Origin of the sequence: Rhizobium sp. 1399, from assembly GCF_031455475.1 — a bacterium.
Lineage (GTDB): Bacteria > Pseudomonadota > Alphaproteobacteria > Rhizobiales > Rhizobiaceae > Rhizobium.
On the sequence record NZ_JAVDSU010000002.1, the window covers coordinates 509,636 to 527,708 of the forward strand.

18 protein-coding genes are annotated in these 18,073 nt (G+C 59.4%); 8 read left to right on the plus strand and 10 right to left on the minus strand.

What is annotated here, in order from left to right; genetic code table 11:
• Positions 1-291: 291 nt before the first annotated feature.
• Positions 292-2,052 carry an MOSC and FAD-binding oxidoreductase domain-containing protein gene (locus J2X71_RS08450; RefSeq protein ID WP_310381149.1) on the plus strand — a complete coding sequence of 587 codons (1,761 nt, stop codon included), beginning with the start codon at positions 292-294 and terminating at the stop codon, positions 2,050-2,052.
• Positions 2,053-2,346: 294 nt separating this feature from the next.
• On the opposite strand, the gene J2X71_RS08455 is transcribed toward J2X71_RS08450, so the two are convergent.
• Together J2X71_RS08455 and J2X71_RS08460 are read right to left on the minus strand one after the other, a co-directional pair.
• Entirely contained in the window at positions 2,347-3,684 is a 1,338-nt protein-coding gene (locus tag J2X71_RS08455) for a GAF domain-containing protein (protein WP_310381152.1), read from the minus strand.
• Positions 3,681-4,157, minus strand: coding sequence for a hypothetical protein (locus tag J2X71_RS08460; protein WP_310381155.1), 477 nt, complete (start codon positions 4,155-4,157; stop codon positions 3,681-3,683). The genes J2X71_RS08455 and J2X71_RS08460 overlap by 4 nt, the downstream gene beginning before the upstream one ends.
• 168 nt (positions 4,158-4,325) lie before the next feature.
• Here J2X71_RS08460 and J2X71_RS08465 point away from each other — a divergent pair, with 168 nt between their 5' ends.
• Together J2X71_RS08465 and J2X71_RS08470 are read left to right on the plus strand one after the other, a co-directional pair.
• On the plus strand, positions 4,326-5,033 hold the full coding sequence (locus J2X71_RS08465) for a hypothetical protein (RefSeq protein ID WP_310381157.1): 708 nt from the start codon (positions 4,326-4,328) through the stop codon (positions 5,031-5,033).
• Positions 5,034-5,096: 63 nt separating this feature from the next.
• Entirely contained in the window at positions 5,097-5,336 is a 240-nt protein-coding gene (locus J2X71_RS08470; RefSeq protein ID WP_310381160.1) for a hypothetical protein, read from the plus strand.
• A gap of 289 nt (positions 5,337-5,625) precedes the next feature.
• Here J2X71_RS08470 and J2X71_RS08475 read toward each other — a convergent pair whose 3' ends face one another.
• Both J2X71_RS08475 and J2X71_RS08480 read right to left on the minus strand, forming a co-directional pair.
• Positions 5,626-6,909, minus strand: a complete 1,284-nt coding sequence (locus tag J2X71_RS08475) for a PHB depolymerase family esterase (protein ID WP_310381162.1) — start codon at positions 6,907-6,909, stop codon at positions 5,626-5,628.
• A 27-nt stretch (positions 6,910-6,936) separates the two neighbouring features.
• Positions 6,937-7,356 (minus strand): CopG family transcriptional regulator, encoded by a 420-nt coding sequence (locus J2X71_RS08480; protein ID WP_310382171.1) that lies wholly within the window; start codon positions 7,354-7,356, stop codon positions 6,937-6,939.
• Positions 7,357-7,455: 99 nt separating this feature from the next.
• Here J2X71_RS08480 and J2X71_RS08485 point away from each other — a divergent pair, with 99 nt between their 5' ends.
• Positions 7,456-8,085, plus strand: coding sequence for a response regulator (locus tag J2X71_RS08485; RefSeq protein ID WP_310381164.1), 630 nt, complete (start codon positions 7,456-7,458; stop codon positions 8,083-8,085).
• A gap of 65 nt (positions 8,086-8,150) precedes the next feature.
• Here the strand turns inward: J2X71_RS08485 and J2X71_RS08490 are convergent, their stop codons facing one another.
• The 6 genes from J2X71_RS08490 to J2X71_RS08515 all read right to left on the minus strand — a co-directional run bounded on the left by J2X71_RS08490 (position 8,151) and on the right by J2X71_RS08515 (position 14,134).
• Positions 8,151-9,323 carry a GAF domain-containing sensor histidine kinase gene (locus J2X71_RS08490; protein ID WP_310381167.1) on the minus strand — a complete coding sequence of 391 codons (1,173 nt, stop codon included), beginning with the start codon at positions 9,321-9,323 and terminating at the stop codon, positions 8,151-8,153.
• A gap of 133 nt (positions 9,324-9,456) precedes the next feature.
• Positions 9,457-9,810: a hypothetical protein gene (locus J2X71_RS08495; protein WP_310381170.1), complete on the minus strand. Its 354-nt coding sequence runs from the start codon at positions 9,808-9,810 to the stop codon at positions 9,457-9,459.
• Positions 9,811-9,914: 104 nt separating this feature from the next.
• Positions 9,915-10,418 carry a ferritin-like domain-containing protein gene (locus tag J2X71_RS08500; protein WP_310382172.1) on the minus strand — a complete coding sequence of 168 codons (504 nt, stop codon included), beginning with the start codon at positions 10,416-10,418 and terminating at the stop codon, positions 9,915-9,917.
• 90 nt (positions 10,419-10,508) lie between these two features.
• Entirely contained in the window at positions 10,509-11,111 is a 603-nt protein-coding gene (locus J2X71_RS08505) for a general stress protein (RefSeq protein ID WP_310381172.1), read from the minus strand.
• A 32-nt stretch (positions 11,112-11,143) separates the two neighbouring features.
• Positions 11,144-11,461: a PepSY domain-containing protein gene (locus J2X71_RS08510; protein ID WP_310381174.1), complete on the minus strand. Its 318-nt coding sequence runs from the start codon at positions 11,459-11,461 to the stop codon at positions 11,144-11,146.
• 297 nt (positions 11,462-11,758) lie between these two features.
• The gene (locus J2X71_RS08515; RefSeq protein ID WP_310381177.1) at positions 11,759-14,134 is read right to left on the minus strand and encodes a methyl-accepting chemotaxis protein; all 2,376 of its coding nucleotides are present in this window, start codon (positions 14,132-14,134) and stop codon (positions 11,759-11,761) included.
• A 456-nt stretch (positions 14,135-14,590) separates the two neighbouring features.
• On the opposite strand from J2X71_RS08515, the gene J2X71_RS08520 reads away from it, so the two are divergent.
• The 4 genes from J2X71_RS08520 (at position 14,591) to J2X71_RS08535 (ending at position 18,014) form a co-directional block, all read left to right on the plus strand.
• Entirely contained in the window at positions 14,591-15,613 is a 1,023-nt protein-coding gene (locus J2X71_RS08520) for a class I SAM-dependent methyltransferase (protein WP_310381180.1), read from the plus strand.
• Between the two features lie 201 nt (positions 15,614-15,814).
• Positions 15,815-16,576 (plus strand): carboxy-S-adenosyl-L-methionine synthase CmoA, encoded by a 762-nt coding sequence (cmoA, locus tag J2X71_RS08525; RefSeq protein ID WP_113320986.1) that lies wholly within the window; start codon positions 15,815-15,817, stop codon positions 16,574-16,576.
• A gap of 5 nt (positions 16,577-16,581) precedes the next feature.
• Positions 16,582-17,319, plus strand: coding sequence for an isoprenylcysteine carboxylmethyltransferase family protein (locus tag J2X71_RS08530; RefSeq protein WP_310381184.1), 738 nt, complete (start codon positions 16,582-16,584; stop codon positions 17,317-17,319).
• Between the two features lie 14 nt (positions 17,320-17,333).
• Positions 17,334-18,014 carry an outer membrane beta-barrel protein gene (locus tag J2X71_RS08535; RefSeq protein ID WP_310381187.1) on the plus strand — a complete coding sequence of 227 codons (681 nt, stop codon included), beginning with the start codon at positions 17,334-17,336 and terminating at the stop codon, positions 18,012-18,014.
• Positions 18,015-18,073: the final 59 nt, after the last annotated feature.

The window sequence follows — 18,073 nt, forward strand, 5'->3', positions numbered from 1 at the left end:
GGGGACAGGGCCCGGAGACGTGCAAGTGTTCCCCAGTCCCAGATCGTCGACGGCGTTTAGGAGAAGCTAGCCCGATCGCCCGTCAACGCCGTAGGACCCGGCTTTTGAAATCGGAAGCCTTAGGAAAAAAGAAATGCGCCGTGCGGCTTGACACCGGAACGACGGTGTCACTCGATACCATCGTATGATGGATTGTGAGCGGGTGGGGCTGTTGCCTGCTTCAGGCGCTGTGCGGAGCTTGCGGGGTGGTGCGGCGAGGGGTTCTCGTCATGATCTTCGAAAGGGAACTTTATGGTTCATCTGCTTTCGGTCAACGTCGGCCTGCCACGCGATATCGAGTGGCAGGGGAAGCTGGTGAATACGGCGATCTGGAAGACGCCGGTCAAAGGACCTTGCATGGTGCGCCGCCTCAATATCGACGGCGACGGCCAGGCGGACCGCGCTGGCCACGGCGGCGAGAACCGCGCAGTTTATGTCTACCAGACGGATTCCTACCGGTATTGGGAGGAACATCTGGGCCGACGTGATTTCGTCTATGGTCAGTTCGGCGAGAACTTCACCGTCGACGGTCTTCCAGGCGCTGAAGTCTGCATCGGCGACCGCTACCGCATCGGCGAAGCTGTTTTCGAGGTGAGCCAGCCTCGCGTCACCTGCTATCGGCTCGGTATTCGGATGGAACTGCCGGAAATGGCCGCTCTGCTGGTTTCGCACGGAAGACCGGGATTCTATCTCCGTGTCCTGAAGGAAGGAAAAGTTCAGGAGGGTGACGAAGTCGAACAGGTGGCATCGGCAGAGGACAGCATGACGGTCGCCGACATCAACGACCTTCTTTACAAGCCTGGTCACCCTCGCGATCGATTGGAACGTGCATTGCGGATCCTCGCATTAAGTCCCGGTTGGCGTCGCTCGTTTCGGTCGTTGCTGGAGCAATCTCCAAAAAACGGGGCTTCGCCTGGAAACGCTGGCCTTACGGGGGCGAAGCATCTCGAGCCGGCGTGGGAGGGATTTCGCTCGTTCAAAGTGTCGCGTATGTCGCTCGAGAGTGAAAGCGTCAAGTCTCTTGAGCTCGAGCCGACGGATGGAAAGCGGCTGCCCGCCTTCCTTCCGGGACAGTTCATCGTGCTCGGTTTCCAGCCCGGAGGGGCTCCTGTCTTGCTGCGGAGCTATTCCTTGTCGGGCCAGTCAAATGACGCCTATTACAGAGTAAGCATCAAGCGGGAAGCTCACGGCGCAGCCAGCGCCTATGTCAATGACGAGCTGGGCCTCGGCGAGGTGGTGCAGGCAAGCGCTCCGCGCGGCAGCTTTACGCTGGCCCAGGGCGAGACGCCGATCATCCTCCTCAGCGCGGGTATCGGCGCGACGCCCGTCCTTGCCATGCTCCACGCCCTGGCAGTCGATCGCTCGGGCAGAAAAATCTGGTGGCTCCATGGCGCCCGGAATGGACGAGAACACCCGTTTGCGGACGAAGTGAGAGGGTTACTACAAATCCTTCCGCATGCGCAAAACCTTGTCTGCTACAGCGCACCCGATCCGGCCGATAAGCCAGGTATTGACTACGACAGACGATCTCGCCTCGATCTGGCGGTCATCCAGTCGCTGCGCCTGCCGCTGGGCGGCGACTTCTATCTCTGCGGGCCGGCAAGCTTCATGAACGATCTTGCAGCAGGGATTGAGAAGCTTGGAGTGGACCGCGGCCGAATTCATACCGAAATGTTCGGATCGGCCTCGTCGATCACTCCAGGGATCGCGGCCTCGCCGAGCCGGCAACCGCATCTGCCGGACGGGCCACCCGGTGCAGGCCCCTTGATCTCGTTTGCACGCAGTGGTCTTAGCGTCGCCTGGAACCCGAAGTTCAACAATCTTCTGGAGTTCGCGGAGGCCTGCGACGTACCCGTGCGCTGGTCGTGCAGGACAGGCGTCTGCCACACCTGCGAGACCGGATTGATTTCCGGTGCAGTGTGCTACCGTCCCGATCCGATCGATGCCCCGGCGGACGGTAATGTGCTTCTATGCTGCTCGCAGCCAAAAGGCGAGCTCGTCATCGATATGTGAGAGCCGGATGCGATCAGGTATTGTGACCGGGCAGTTTTCCCCGATTGCGAGCGATCACTCAGGAAAGCGCCGGATGCTTTCCAAGCTTCGAGGCCGCTTTCCGGTGGTGCTTGTCTTCCGTCGCGGCAGCTTCTGACCTTCGGATCGTCGCCAAGCGGAGGGACGACTTCACCCTCACCTGCGAGATGGAGGTGGCTATCAACGGAGGGTGACGGTCAGCACCGACGCCGGCTGGTTCGCTGCACCCGAAACCGCGCCAATGTGGCTGCGTTGGCGAAAGGCGGTGCGGAAGGCTTAGTCCTCGATCACCTCGATCTCCGGCCGGCCGGTGAGCGTCAGCCGCAGACGCCCTCGGTCGGCACGTTCCAGTTTGATCGGCCCGGCCTTTTCCTCTAGCCGCCGGCGCAGCAGGATCAGCCGGGTCTCCAGGTTGTCCTTAAAATCCGGCAGCTGCAGGCGCCGGTCGCGGCGGATCTCGCGGTTCAGGAACTCCTGCTTGCCGCTACGGGTGTAGTCTTCGAGAAAGTGCAGCAGCAGCCGCCCCGGCACGCCGCGGATCAGGTAGTCGTCGTCGACGAATAGCGAGCCATCGCGCTGGTAGAAGCGCACCGCGATCCGCCGACCGGCCGGCAGGTGTTCCACCTGCGGCCCGGCCCTGTCGCGCAGGCCCGTCTCGGCCCGCTCGCGCTCATCGGACAGGAAGGAGAGGGCAGTGGCGAGGTGTGCTGCCACTACTGTCAGCGCTTCCTCGTCGCGATGCCGGAAGGTGAAGCGTTCCGTCGATTCCAGGAAGAGCACGCCGACGAGTCTCGAGTGCGCGACCAGCGGCAGAGCGATCTGGCTCAAGGGCTTTTCGAGAGCCGGCAGCGGGATGGATGCGGCGTCCTCGATACCGGCCATGGCCCGCACCGCCTGGACGTAACGCTGGCCGCGGCTGAGATCGGTGATCCGGACGGCGCTCCTGCGCTCGGCGGCGACCCCGATGATGCCGCTCCCGGCCGCAACCTCGGCGCCGAAGCCGAACTGCTCGTAGCCACGGCTGGCGATCGTCGTCAGGCCCCCGCGTTCGCCGTCCGGCACCAGGACTATGGAATGGCCATAGCCGAAGTGCTCGGCCAGCCCCTCGAGCGTCATGTCGAGCAGCGTTTCGGGGTCGGCGCAACCCGACATCCACGCCGCAAGCCTCGCCACCTTGCCCATTAGGTCGGGCAGCACCAGGGGCTCGGGCGCGACGAGCGGATTGGCGGCCGGAACCGGCTGGCAGTCCTCCACCCGGTAAATGTCGAGGGCGCGCAGCTTCATGATCCCGCTCATCCGGCTTTCGAGGATCGCGAGATGGACTGCCACGCGTTCGAAGGCCTCGCCCTCCGTCTCCGAGCGCTCGAAAACAAGGTCGAGCACGTGTTGCTGGCCGCTGTAGCCGTCGACCACCATGACGGTCGCGAACCCGTTGCGCGCCACGTTGGCGGCAGTCTTGGAAAAGAACTGGTTGGAAAGCGCCACATGTGTCTCGTCGACATAGTGCACGTGCGAGAGATAGGAGACGTTGGGCATGCCATTGGCATCGGTGGTGGCGATAACGGAGGGGATGACGCCTTCGAAACTGTCGCGCAGCCGCTCGAGAGGGATCATGCCATGGTTTCCGGCGTCAGCCTGCGTCCGGCGCCCGGCCCCGGCGTCTGCTCGAAGACTTCCTGCGGCTCAATCGTCAGGCAGACAAGATCCTGGTCGGACAGCGTGCTGGAAAGCTGCATGCGGGTGACACCGAGCGCTAGCATGCGCGCCAGCTGCTCGGCGACATAGGCCTCGCCCAGCGTCTGGCAGGCGGCGTCCGCGGGTCCGGCATTCAGGATCCGGCCCTTGATTTGACAGGCCTTGTAATCGGCCGCCCGAACAAAGGTCGTGGCGATCGGGCGCCCGACCAACGCCTCGCCCACGGCCTTCGGCCACTGGCAGCGCGAGGCGAGAAAATGCAGATAGCCGCTTGACCGATCCAAGCGCACGCCCGACCCGCGGCCGATCATTGGGCGGCCGCTAGCGTCGCGCGTCGCAAACAGCATCATGACGGGACTTTCGATGAATTCCGCCAGTTTCGAGCCCAGCAATGCTTTTCTCCCTGCTACGAAGTCACAATAAGTAGTTAGGATATTCTTAGCAATCGTGACGATCGCTTAGGATGGTTTTAGGAAGCTCTTCGCAGGTACCTCGACTATCCCCTCCCTATCGGCCGGTACACAGAGAAACGCCGCCGGCTAAAGAAAGGAAAACCAGTCATGAGCCACGAATTTTCGCTTACCAGCATTCCCGATCTCAATGGCCGCTACGATATCTACGGCGCCGTCCACAAGGGCCTGCGCAAGGCCGGCTGTGACCTGCTCGGACGCCTCGGCACGGCCGATTTCCACAATGCCGAGGAGACCGGCTTTCTGATCGAGGACCTGCGCCACTACCTGATGCTCGCCGCCTCCCACGTCGGTCATGAAGATGACCACATCCACGAAGCGCTCGCCGCCAAGGGCCTTTCCACCACCACGCTCGACGAACAGCACGACGATCACCGTACTGCCTTCCGTGAACTCGAAGAACTGATCGTCGCCTGGGAAAATGCCTGGCCGCTGCACAGGCCGGCCTGCGGGCGCAAGCTTTACCTCGCTTTCGCGGCGTATATCGCCGACGACTTCGCGCATATGCACGAGGAGGAAGCGGTGAGCGGGCCGCTTCTGTGGCGCAACTTCACCGACGATGAAATGCTGGGTATCGAGATGCGTATCATCGCTTCCCTGCCGCCGGAAAAGAGCATGGCCTTTATGCGCATCATGATCCCGGCGATCAATCCGGCCGAACGTGCTGCTCTGCTCGGGGCCATGAAGAAGGATGCGCCACCGGAAGTCTTCCAAGCGGTCATCGATTTCGCCGTCCGCCCCGCCCTTTCGGTCGGCGACTTCGCGCAGCTCGCCGGCGCATTGCAGCTGGTAGCCTGAAAGGCCGGCAGCGGGCGGGAGAAGGCTCGCCCGCTGCCGGTCCAGAATTTCCGGAGAAGACCTATGTGCAAACCAAATGGCGAAGTCGCCATCCCGGCCGTATGTCCGCATCGCGGCGATTGCCGTCACTGTCCCATGCTGTACGCGGTCGCGGCCGAGGAGGTAGCCGAGCGGGTTGATGCGCTCGTCCGGCTAAAACCTCCGACGCCTCACGACCGCCTCGTCTGGAACAGGGAAGACCCGACCGTCGCCCGTGACGACACCATCGATATCGCAATGTCACTGGCGCGGCTTGGGAGGTGAGAGAAGCGCTGGCGATCAATCGATCCAAGTCGCGTCGAACCGGAACGGTCGCTGTTTGGGCCGTCGACTAGAATCCCTTCAAAGCGGGCATGGCCATACGTGACCCCGAACGATTTATGCGATACCGATGCTGGCCATCACCTAAATCGTCTGCGATGGAATACGGCCACTTGCCGCCATCGGGCACTTTCTCAGCGGTGACGAACAATGTGCTGCCCTTGACGTGGGCCGAGCAACTCGAGGATCCATGTTCCGGATGCGACGCACTCGCGTACCGCTACCCTACCCCCTACTCAGCGGCCACATTTTCGTGCGAAGCGTTGCCAGGTTCGAGGAAAAAACGCACCATCTCATTTGTTGCGTCCGGCCCGCGCTGGTCTGTGTACGATCCGCGAGCGTCGCCGCCGAACCAGGCATGCCCGGCGCCTTCGACAAGCCAGTATTCTAGCGCCGGCAACCCTTGCGCATTTGTAACAATTTTTCTGGTGTAGGCACGCTTACCGGGGGAGCGGCCGGTATGAGTTTGAATTGTCCTGGTGGGTTCTGGCGGAATGGCCGCCGCGACTATCCGCTCAGCATTTGAGGGATGGACCGTGCGGTCTGCACCACCCTGAAACACGATCGTGCGAACCTCCGGTGTGGAGCGGTAGCGGGGTTTTGGATCAGATATGAGAGGCGCATCTCCTCGCATGACGGAGAAGGCTGACATGACGTCGTTTGCCGAACCGCAGGCCAGTCCGGAATGAATGCCCACGGCGCTGTAAAGATCGGGATACGTCTCGCTCATAACCGCGGCCATGGCGCCGCCGGCTGACAGTCCCGCAACAAAAACCCGACTGCGATCGAGGTGGAATTCCGCCATGATCTCCGCGGTAATTCCAGCAATGATCGATGGCTCCCCTGCATCGCGCGTCTGATCGGAGGGCCTGAACCAGTTCCAGCAGGATGAGGCGTTGTCCGATCCGGTCTGGTGGGGATAGGCAACGAGGAGGCCATGCGCCTCAGCAACGGCGTTCATGCCGGTGCCCGTGGCGAAGTCGCCTGGGTCTTGTTTGCAGCCGTGGAGCATGACGACCAATCCCAGTGGCTGGCCCTGTTTGGATGCCGGTATATAGAGTTTGTAACTTCGGATGCCGGCCGCGCAGGCATAGGATCGTGCCAGAAATCGCGCCCCGGACGGCACAGCAGCAGAGAGTTCAGGTTTCGTCGGTTCGTGCAGACCCAGGCCCGGCACGGAAGCGAATGCGCCAGAGCCTCCCCGTCCCTCGCGTAGGATGCTGAGTGTCTCGCCAAGGGGCTTTCGCAGCCGATTAAATCCAACACCGTCAAGCGGGTTCGTGGCTCCGGCTGCTTGCGGTGTTTCAGGCTCGATGATCTCGGCGTTCGGATCTATCTGAAAAGGTTTCGAATGATGCGCTCGTGCAGCGTCCGAGATGTCGGGTTCCGTTAAGGCATGAGCGCCGGAGATCGGTCGGCTAGCGAGTGCATCCTGGATCACGCGGGTTGCCTCGGCGAGATTGAAGGATCGCGTCAACGACGTCGCACGCCTCATGGCAATGAGGAAATTGTTCATCGGATGTCCTTGTGGTCGGGCCTTAGCCTAGCGAATACGTTCGGCCAATGCCGATTTCAGTTCCGCACTCGCCTGAAGCGCGCCAAGTACGGTGATCGATTCAATTGTCGCAAGAGCGAGTTCGGGTGTGACGTCCGGGGCGATCCGGGCCAGTCCAAGCACCCTGATCTCAAGCTTTTCTCCAGCGGTCTTCATCGCTTCCAGATCAGCCTTGCTGTAATCCCTTAGGCCGAGTTCCAGCGTTTGCCTGATGGTGGATTGTTTGACAGCCTCACTCTCGCCGGCGAGCTGGTTTCGGATCGCTGTTCGTATGAAATCGCTGCGATTGGAATAAAAGCCCTCCTGCACGAGGAGGTCGATACGACCAAGATCGACATAGCCGAGATTGATCGTGATTTTTTCCGACTCGCTATTTTTGTCGCGAAGCTTGTAAACGCCGTCAGTCATCATTCACTACCATCCACATGGATGCCATATGGATGTTCTCTGGATGGTTTGCAAGGCCATCAATCACAAACCTCAAAAATAACCAGGCGCCAACCGTGAATGTTTGGTAGAGATCGCTCGGACCTTCATTCTGACCCTCAAGGGCTATCGGTCCTGCTTCCCATGTTTGCGATAAATCCTATTGTTGAGGCGACGGTTGGCCCGTTCCACCGCCGGAAGGGCGGGATTTTCGCCGTCATCTCGATTTTGCAATCGCGCCGGCCCCTAGTTATTTTTGGAATTATATCAAAAGCTTGGAATAAGCCTTCGCGGATGGTGTTACCGAGCATGGATAAAGAGCATCTCGACAAGATCCCGGAGCCCATCGCACTCGTCGTGGATGACGAACCGTTGATACGGATGGATATCGCCGACATCATTTCCGATGCCGGATATCATGTCGTAGAAGCGGCCACGGCTGACGAAGCTCTGGCGTTTCTCGAGAAATATAGCTCGCTCCAGCTGCTCTTCACGGACGTGCAGACGGGTAGTGATCTCGACGGCTTTGAACTGGCAAGGAAGATCGCCGAGCGGTGGCCGAATATAGAGGTCGTCGTTGCGTCCGGAGCGAGAGTGCCGAAGGAGAGCGAGCTCCCGGGCAATGCGAGCTTCATACGCAAGCCGTTTTCCGCCGAGACCGTTCTTGAAACATTGCAGGAGCACTTTCCGGATGGACCAAGCAAATCCTGAGTATCGCCCTGCTCAGACTATGGGGCGAGGCACTCGCGCTGTTTGTTGGACCTGCGCTGACGCGACTATAGGGGCATCGTCAATGTGAATCGTGTCTCGGACTCGTGCGAATTTACGGAAAGCTTTCCGCCGTGCACTCTGGCGATCTCGCTCGCTATGTAGAGACCAAGACCCAAACCCTGCTGGCTGCTTCTGACTTCGCCCCGGAAAAAGGGCCGAAACAGTGTCGTCTTCACCTCGTCTGATATCGGCTCGCCACTGTTGGCGACCCAGAGTTCCAGACGGCCTCTTGTCGTCGTCGCGCCGATTTCGATGGGTTTCTTGCAGTCGCCATGCGTCACTGCGTTCCCGATCAGGTTCGAAAGAAACTGGGAAATTCGGGAATGATCGCAGCGGACGTCGCGATCGAGCTCGAAATCAGTGCGGATATCCAGATCTGGGTGCACTGAACGGATCTCTTCGACGACATTTTCCAGAACAGGGCGCAAGGGCGCACCTGTCACGACGTCCAGTTTCAATCCGTCTCCTAAGCGGGCTCTTGCGAAATCAAGTACGTTGTCGACGAGATCGCGCATGCGGATGGTGCTCGACTGCATAAGCCCAAGAACGTCGCGGCTTTCCGAACTCATCCCCACCGCCCGACTTAGGCGTCTGATCCCCGCCATCATCGAAGCGATTGGATTTCGCAAATCGTGGCCAAGAACGGCAACGAACTGCTCTCGGACGACCGAGAGCTCGCGCTCCTCGGCACGGTCGACCTGCGCCTGAACGAGATCGGCATTGTTATCCAAGTTGCTGGCAATTAGTTTGGCGAATAGCCGGAACATCCCGATCGTCTCGGAATTGTCGACCTTGTGAGGTGCCGGGTCGATCGCACAGAGCGTTCCAAAGAAGCTGCCGTCGCGTCTGATGATCGGCACGGAGATATAGCTTTTCAGGCCGTAGATCGCAGGCGTGTGATGGTCGCGATATTGGAGGCTCTCATCGACGTCGTCGATGACAACGAGATCGTGACTTTGCCTAATCTCGTGGCAGATCGTCGACTCAACCTTGAGCTCCCCGCCAGCCTTCAGCCCGAAATCGACAGTATCGAGGATGGCGCATGCAATCCAGCGACTGTCCGTCACCCGAGCGACCGCAGCAAACCCCATCCCGGTTGTCTTGCAGATGACTTCGAGGATCGTCGGCACCTCTGCCATCCGGCCGATAGCCTGGACGTCTGCCTGGATGTCATCCATGGCATCGCTCCTTCTGTAAGCCCTGTTTTTACAGTCTTGGAGCGAGGAAGTCATTTCATTAAGACATAGTGTGGATGCGATGAAGTGACGACGACGAACGAGAAAATATTCTCAGTTGACCCGCCTCGTCATCCTATTCGTAGTTCAGCGTTGCCTTCAAATCCCTGAGTTCGACCTCCTGTCGAGCTGCGTCGTGCTCGACACTGTCGCGATAGGCAGCATTGGTCGCCGCGACAACCTTGTTCAGTTCCGCTATCTGGCTCTGCAACTCGTAGGGCATACATGCCGACGTTATCGTGTTCCCGGAAGCAATAGCCGCCCGTCTCATCACGGATGCGCCTCCCTTCCATATCTCGTTGAAGGCATCGGACCAAGCCGCGGGCGCATCGGCCGAAAGTTGCAGGACCATTGTCGTGAGCGGCCCTACTGCGGCCCCGGATGCACCGTCGTTTAACTCGACGATCTTAATATCCTGGAATTCGGTCATTGGAGAGTTCCCTTCCACCGGATGCTTAGGCTCCATGGCCGGTCACCGCCAACGCCCTGCTGCGGTGACCGCGTGCTGATGGCTGACGCAGTTACGTCAGGGCGTCAGGCAGCCTTTTCGGCATTCTGATTGACGACTTTTGTCGCGATGGAAGTGAGAGCAATATCGGTCGCCTGTTCCTCGTCGAGTGTCGTCTGAAGGAGCTTGGCGGCATCCTTCATCCCCAACTCGAGCGCCCATGTTCGCAACGTGCCGTAGCGCGCCATCTCGTAATGTTCGACAGCCTGGGCTGCGGCAAGAAGGCCGGCGTCGAGCGCCGGCATCCCGGCATACTCATCTATGATTTCGGCGCCTTCCTTGACGATGCCCATCATCGCGTCGCACGTCTTCTGTTCCGGTTTTTTACCGATGATCTTGAAGACATCTTCAAGACGGGTGACGTGCACCTTGGTCTCGGCGAGATGCTTGGTGAAGGCGTCCTTGAGCTGCTTGCTTTTCGCCGCTTCGTGCATTTTCGGCAAGGTCGCAACGATCTTATTTTCGGCAAAATATACGTCCTTCAAAGTGTCGTGAAACAGGACGTCGAGTGTTTTGGTTTCCTTGGCCATCATTGGCTCCTCGGGGTTTGGAATAGCTTCTGTAAAGGACCAGATTTCCGGTCAGGTTCACGGCTGCCGCGACGCAGCCGTGCATTGTAATCAAGCAGCCGGAGGGCGACGGTAGCGATCACGTTCCTGTTCGATCTGCTCCCGCCCATACGGGTCCAGCGTTTCGTCGAAACGTGTCCAGCCCTGCTCGTTGTAAGCGGCCTTGCGTTGGGAAGGATCGATCCAGTTCGAACGCTTCAGGATAGCTTCGGCTTCGGGAGCAAGGGCGTCGTCCACTTTGGCTGTAACCAGAGAGCCGCCGCGACGGACCCCTTCCGCGTAGAAGTTGGCGTCGTCCTCAGACACCCCTGACGCGGTCAGCGCACCGATCAGTCCGCCGGCCGCGCCGCCGGCTACTGCACCCGCCACGGCACCAACTGCGGTCGCCGCAAGCCAGCCGGCAGCGACCACGGGACCGACGCCTGGAATGGCCATAATGCCGAGCCCGGTCAAAAGACCGCCGGCGCCGCCGACGACGGCACCGAGGCCCGCGCCGGATTCCGCGCCGGTAGCGGCACCGTTGTTGGAATGGCGATCATCGGCGTTGTTGGAAACGATGCTGATGTCGTTCGAGGGAACGCCTGTTGCTTCAAGCGCGCTGACGGCGGAACTCGCGTCGGTGTAGTCGTCAAAAAGTCCAGTAATGGTTTTCATGAAAGGTATCCTTGGGAATTTGAGGAGTGGCGTTACTTCGCGACGACGTTGCCCTGATAGTCGAGGGCGACCATGACGGCTTTGCCGTCCTTCATGCCTGCCGCCATCCAGATGCCGTTGTCGTCCTTCTTGAGGTCTTTGACCTCGATGAAGCCGGCCTTCTCGATGCGGTCCTTAGCCTGAGCCTCGGTGAAGCTGTTTGCGCCTGCGACCGGTGCAGCCGGGTTATTTGTGTTGGGTGTGGCGACCGCGGGTGTTCCGGCATCGGTGGAGGGTGCGGGGGTTGTCTGCGCGACAGCAGTCAGTGCCGACGCTCCGACGAGCGCCGCCGCTAGGATCATATTTTTCATTGAGGTTTTTCTCTTTCTCTGACCGGGTTCACACGGCCGTGAAGAGACAACCTATCCAGCCTGTATAAGTTCCGTGCACCTTCCCGGAATATGCGGCGTGCCGACCTCTGCATGTCAGAAAGGATGAGACCGTGGATGAACCTGATAGGGATCGGTTCAAGCGGACAAGATCAGGGCCAGCTGCCATATCGGACACGTAAACAGGCCGGAGACATGACTGCATCCGACCCGCAAAGCTCAAACACCGGCCAACATCACATTGCCAATCGGCGCCATCCAGACATGGTGCGTACCGCGTTAGAACTCGTCCCAGTTGCCCTCGGTCGTCACCTGTGCAGGCGACGTGCCAAGCGCGACTGCGAGCTTCCCACCGAGTGTGCGGGCCGGCGAGGGAGCGGGCTTATAGCCGATGGCCGAGGCGGGAACCATTCTTTGCGCAACAAGGGTCGCGACCGGGCGCGCCGACGGCCTGATAGTCGCGCGAGCGGCAGAGGCCGCCTTTGCCGCCTGACCGAGATTGAACTGGGCCAGACGCCCTGAGAGAGCCGATATCTCCGTCACCAGCGTATGCGAGGCGGCGTTCGATTCCTCGACCATTGCGGCATTCTTCTGGGTCGACTGGTCCATCTGGTTGACTGCCGTGTTGATCTCCGTGAGACCCGTCGACTGCTCTCGGGCTGCCTGGACAACAGCCTGGACATTGATGTCGATCTGCTGCACTTCGGCGACGATCGCCTGCAATGCTTTGCCGGTCTGGCCGACTAGGCTGACGCCACGCTTGACTTGGTCGCCGGACGAGGTGATTAGCGCCTCGATCTCCTTGGCCGCCGCCGCCGAGCGCTGTGCGAGTTCACGCACTTCCTGTGCGACGACGGCGAAACCCTTGCCTGCTTCCCCAGCACGCGCCGCTTCAACGCCGGCATTGAGGGCCAGAAGGTTCGTCTGGAAGGCGATGTCGTCGATCACGCCGATGATGTTGGAGATCGACTGCGAGGATTGCTCGATGCCTCTCATGGCCTCAACGGCACTGCGCACAACCTCCCCGGATTTTTCCGCACCTTCCTTAGTTCGACCAACGAGAGCCCCTGCCTCCTCGGCGCGAAGGGTGGAGTCCTTGACGGACGTCGTGATTTGCTCGAGCGCGGCGGCCGTCTCCTCGACGGAAGCCGCCTGCTGCTCTGTGCGGCGCGCGAGATCATCGGCGCCCGAGCGGATTTCCTCGGAACCGGCTTGGATGACGGCGGCGTTTTCGGAGAAGGAAATCAGGGCTGCCTGGAGTTTTTCGACAGACGCGTTGAAATCGACGCGGATCTTGTCGAGGGAGTCAGTGAACGGCTTTTCCAGCCGGACGGTCATGTCTCCATTCGAAAGGCTGGCGAGCCCGTTTCCGAGCTCGCTCACTGCGAACTTGATTGAATCCTCGCGGGCGGCATGGAGGACGGAACGTTCCTGCCGTTCGACCTCCTCGCGAGCCCGTGACGTTTCCGCATCGACTTCGAGCTTGATCTTCTGACGATTGCTATCCAGCAGGATGCCGAGGGAGCGCGAGAGGTCGCCGATTTCGTCCTTCGCATTCTTGTCGCTCAGTTGCACGTCGAGTTGGCCATGGGCGATACGATCAGTCTCGGAGATCACACCCTCTATGCGGCGGATGAATCTGCGGGCAATGAGCCAGCCTGCGAGACCGAGCAGGAAAGCGGCGACAGCCGTGATCGCAACTGCGCTCCAGACCATGTTGTTCAGTTGGGCGAAGACCGTGGATTTGGGCACCGAAACGACCGCATACCAGTTCAGGTCATTCGTGAGCTTTACCGGATAGGCAACCGAGAAATAGGTCTGGCCGTCGGGGCCTGCGATCTCCTGTTCAACTCCTGGTCTTGCGATCAGCCGATCCCAACCGGCGGTCAGATCCCCGCCATCCTTGATATTCGTGCCTGCAAGTTTGACGGAGGGATGGCTGATGATGCTGCCGGCGCCCGTCACGAGACTGAGATAGCCGGTCTCCATCGGGTGGACTGCGGAGATCGCCTTGTTGGCGTCGTCGAGCGAAATGTCCATGCCGGCCACGCCGAGCGCCTTGCCTTCGACCATGATCGGCTTGGCGACCGAGGTCATCAGCACGTCCTTACCGTCGACGGCGTAAACATAGGGTTCGATGACGACGGTCTTTTTCTGAACAAAGGGAAGCTGGTAGTAGTCGCCGGCGCCCGACACGGTATAATCGACCAGAGGCGTGTGCTGAATCTTGTCGCCACTGCGTACCCAGTAGGGTACATAGCGTCCCGTAGTGTCGTGGCCTTCCTTGTCGACGAAATCCTTGTCCTTGCCGTCGAAGGCATTTGGTTCCCAGCCGGTCCAAACGCCAAGCGCCATCGGATTGTCCTGCAGCGTGTTCCTGAGCAGGGCGTCGGCGGCCGCGCGGTCCGAGTTTCCACCTTCCTTCATCGTCGATAGCGACGTTTCCAGCCCGTTGACGATATTGAGCGCCACGCTCATGGATTTCTCAACGTTGAGCGCGTTGGTGGCAGCGATCTGGAGCATCTGGTCGAGGTTCGATTTGCGCATATCGTTGTAGGCGATATAGGAAAGGACGCCCGATGCTGCGATCGTGGCGACGACACCGCAGGCCGCCACCGAGAAAATATTGCGTCCGGTAGCCGATTTGAACTGCATGCGCTTGCCTCCTCGAGCGAGCATGTGATCGATCGCACCCCGATCTATTCCGTCCCGGTTCCTCTGACCGAGAACTGATTTCGGGACGCGCCTCAACGTTACGAAAATCGTTTGCGAATTAAGGAATATTCGAAGAGGCTTAATTTAGGGTGTATCGTCCGGTATTCGCTAATGAAATGGGCAGCCGTTCACTGGTTGATTTGCAACAATCTGACGACAAGATAGCGTCGCCTTCACTTGCGCCGGCATAAGCCTGCCGCGGTTCATGCTCGATCCGCAGTCTCCCGGCGAGGACGAGCAACCCGAATAACGTCGGCGGCGGCCGGCAGGACAACTCGGCCACGGAGGCGAGCACCCGATAGGGTTAGCAGGGTAAGTATTGTCGAATACACGTATATAAGCATAATTTCTGCGGCTGGCGCTGCCAGCGAGATCGGTCGAGGCTCTGGGGATACCATGGAAACAATTGTTGAGGACGCCCATACCGGCGTAGTGTCGCCTGAACTCGTGGTCGATGCACTGTTTGCATGCCGAAAGACAGCAGCGATCAGGGCGGCCATCGAGCTCGATCTCTTTACTCATATCGGCGAGGGCAAAACGGCAGCATTGCTGGCGTCGGCGACAAGCGCCTCGGAGCGTGGAGTGCGCATCCTGTGCAACTACCTCGTGGTACATGGTTTCCTGACGAAGGAGAGCGGACAGTACCGAATGACACCCTCGACCAGAATGTTCCTCGATCGCAATTCGCCAGCCTATATGGGCTCTGCCGTCGAATTCACCGCCGCACCTGAAATACTGGATAATTTTCTGCGCGATCCGGCCGCCGTCGTGCGAAACGGCGGTTCGGCCGGGCTTGCGAACATGTCGGCAGACAACCCCGTTTGGGTGAAATTTGCGCGCGGCATGGGCTCCTTTACGGGGATGAGCGCCAAAATACTGGCTGGCGAGATCTCCGGCTGGCCGAGGCCTCCCAAAAAGGTTTTGGACATCGCTGCAGGTCCAGGCGTTTTCGGGATCGAAATTGCGAAGGCCCTTCCATCGGCGGAGATCGTCGCCGTCGACTGGGCCTCCGTATTGGAGCTGTCGAGGCAGAATGCGGAAAAAGCCGGAGTGGCCGATCGGTACCGGACGATCGCCGGCAGTGCCTTCGATGTGGAATGGGGCACGGGTTATGATCTCGTGCTACTTCCGAATTTTCTGCACCACTTCGATTTGCCGACATGTGCCCAACTGTTGCGAAGGATCATCGCGAGCCTTGCTGAGGATGGTCGGATCGTCGCGGTTGATTTCGTGCCGAACGAAGATGGCGTGTCGCCGCCTTTCCCCGCGGCCTTCTCCTGGGAGATGCTTGCCGGCACGCCGGCCGGTCAGGCTTATACGCAAAATGAGCTGACTGAGATGGCAAGACTGGCCGGCTTTGCTGGCGTCATGGTCAAACCGCTACCGCCAACTCCGGCAAGCCTCATTCTTTTTGAATAGCCGGCGACAGTAGCCTGCGCCGCCTGGCCGACACGTGCCGGGTCGCCCAGATCATGCTTTTCCAGGACGTGAGGACCAGACGCGAGGTCTAATACAACCGCGCTTTCAGCCTATTGTCAGGATTCGATGTTAAAGTTTTGTGACGCATTATGGGCGGGGGAATGACGCGCCCAATTTCCATTCATCGACCTTGGAGCGGATATGACCGAACAGTCTAACCGTCTAATATTGCATACCAATTCGCGAGACGAAGTTTTTGCTGAAGAACACGATTCCGTTGCCGACTTTTCGTTCAACTCGACCGTCGCGAATGTCTTTGACGATATGGTCAGCAGATCGGTTCCTTTTTATGGCGAGATGCAACGGATGGTTTGCGAGCTCGCCAGGGATTTCGCACAGCCTCAGTCGAAACTCTATGACATCGGCTGCTCCACGGCCACGACCCTTCTGGCGCTGGACCGTGAAGTCGACAATCACATCGATTTCGTCGGGATCGACAATGCTCCGGAGATGCTGAAGAAAGCTGCCGAAAAGATCGCGGAGTCAGGAACCAACCGCTCCATCGATCTTCACACGGTCGACCTTCATCGCGGCTTCTCGATTGAGAAGGCAAGCGTCGTAACGATGGTGCTGACGCTGCAGTTTGTTCGTCCACTCTACCGCGAGCGGGTCATGCGGACGATTTACGACGGGCTCAACGACCAGGGGTGCCTGCTCCTGGTTGAAAAGCTGACCAGTGAAGACACGACATTCAACCGCCTGTTTATTGATCACTACTACGATTTCAAGCGACGGAACGGTTACTCCACCATCGAGATCTCGAAGAAGCGGGAGGCGCTGGAAAACGTCCTTATTCCTTACCGCTTGGAGGAAAACATCCAGCTCCTTCGTGAGGTCGGCTTCAAGAGCACAGAGGTCTTCTTCCGCTGGTACAATTTCTGCGGGATCGTCGCAATCAAGTGAGCATCATGAAAGACATCATGCTGAGGATTGGCACGTTCCTCTTCAAGTATCGCAATCAGGCTTTCCCGCTGATCATCATAGCGCTCTTTATCGCCGCGCCGCCGTCGACCGCGCCATGGGGAAATCCTGCGCTTGAACAGGCGAAGGACGCGCTGGCCCTGCTCATCGTGGTCAGTGGGCTGATCTTGCGGGCAAGCGTTATTGGCTATGCCTACATCAGGCGGGGCGGCTTGAACAAACGTGTTTACGCCGATGAGCTTGTCACCGAGGGCATGTTCGGCGTCTGCAGAAATCCGCTCTACGTAGGCAACATGCTGATCTACGTCGGACTGTTCGTCTTCCACGGCAATCCGGTCGTGATCGTGGTCGGATGCACTCTCTTCGCCTTTTTCTACCAGTGCATTGTCTACGCCGAAGAGGCTTTCCTCCATGATAAGTTCGGCGCAGCCTACAAAGCCTACTGCCGGGATGTTCCGCGATGGACATTTAAGCGCGGCGCCTTTGACGAATCGACGAGGGGGATGGCGTTCAACCTGAAACGGGTCGTGGCGAAGGACTATTCCACGGTGTCGTCAACCTTTATCGCACTGTTGGCAACCGAGTTTTACAGGGTCGCAGTCGGCTCGATTACGGAACAGGAACAAGCCCGTGCAATCGTGCTGGTATTGCTGCTTACCGCCGTTCTGGTCCTCACAGGCTTAGTCAGCGCTTTCAAAAAGCGTGGCGTATTTAAAGAAATCTAATCCGAAGGTATCCAATGAGACTTGCATTGCGTCTTTCCGCCGTGCTTCTGGCAGGCATTGCGTTTTCCGCACTTGCGTCGGTGGCTGGCGCGGCTTCGGCCGAGGATCTGGAATTTTCTATTTACGGCGGTTACCAGACGGCGCCGCATAGCCACGTCGATGTTTCCGACGGCACCTCCTTCAGCGCCGGCTGGGAGGGCAAGTCGTTCGGCAGCCCACCCTATTACGGCGGCCGCGTCACCTGGTGGCTGGGCGACTTCAACCTGCCGAACTGGGGCGTGTCGCTCGACTATACCCATGACAAGGTCTATGCCGATGACGAGACAATGGCACGCTCGCCGGGCTGGACGCATTTCGAATTCACCGACGGCCTGAACCTCCTGACGGTCAACGGCCTCTATCGCTTCAAGGACCCGGCCCGCCGCTGGACCCCCTATCTCGGCGCCGGTGTCGGGGTAAACATTCCGCATGTCGAAGTCACCCGTCCGCAGGGCACGACCTTCGACTATGAATTCGGCGGCGTGACCTTCCAGGCGCAGGCGGGCGTCGACTTCCGCGTCACCGACAATTGGTCGACCTTCGTGGAATACAAGGGCACCTATTCGCGCGTCGACGTTCCGATCGACAGCGGCGACCGCCTGAAGACGAACATCGTCACCAACGCCGTCAACGTCGGTATTTCCTACCACTGGTAATACACGAGGAAGCGATCAGCGCTGACCTTCAGATGCTGGTGGCTTGTCCGCACGACCGT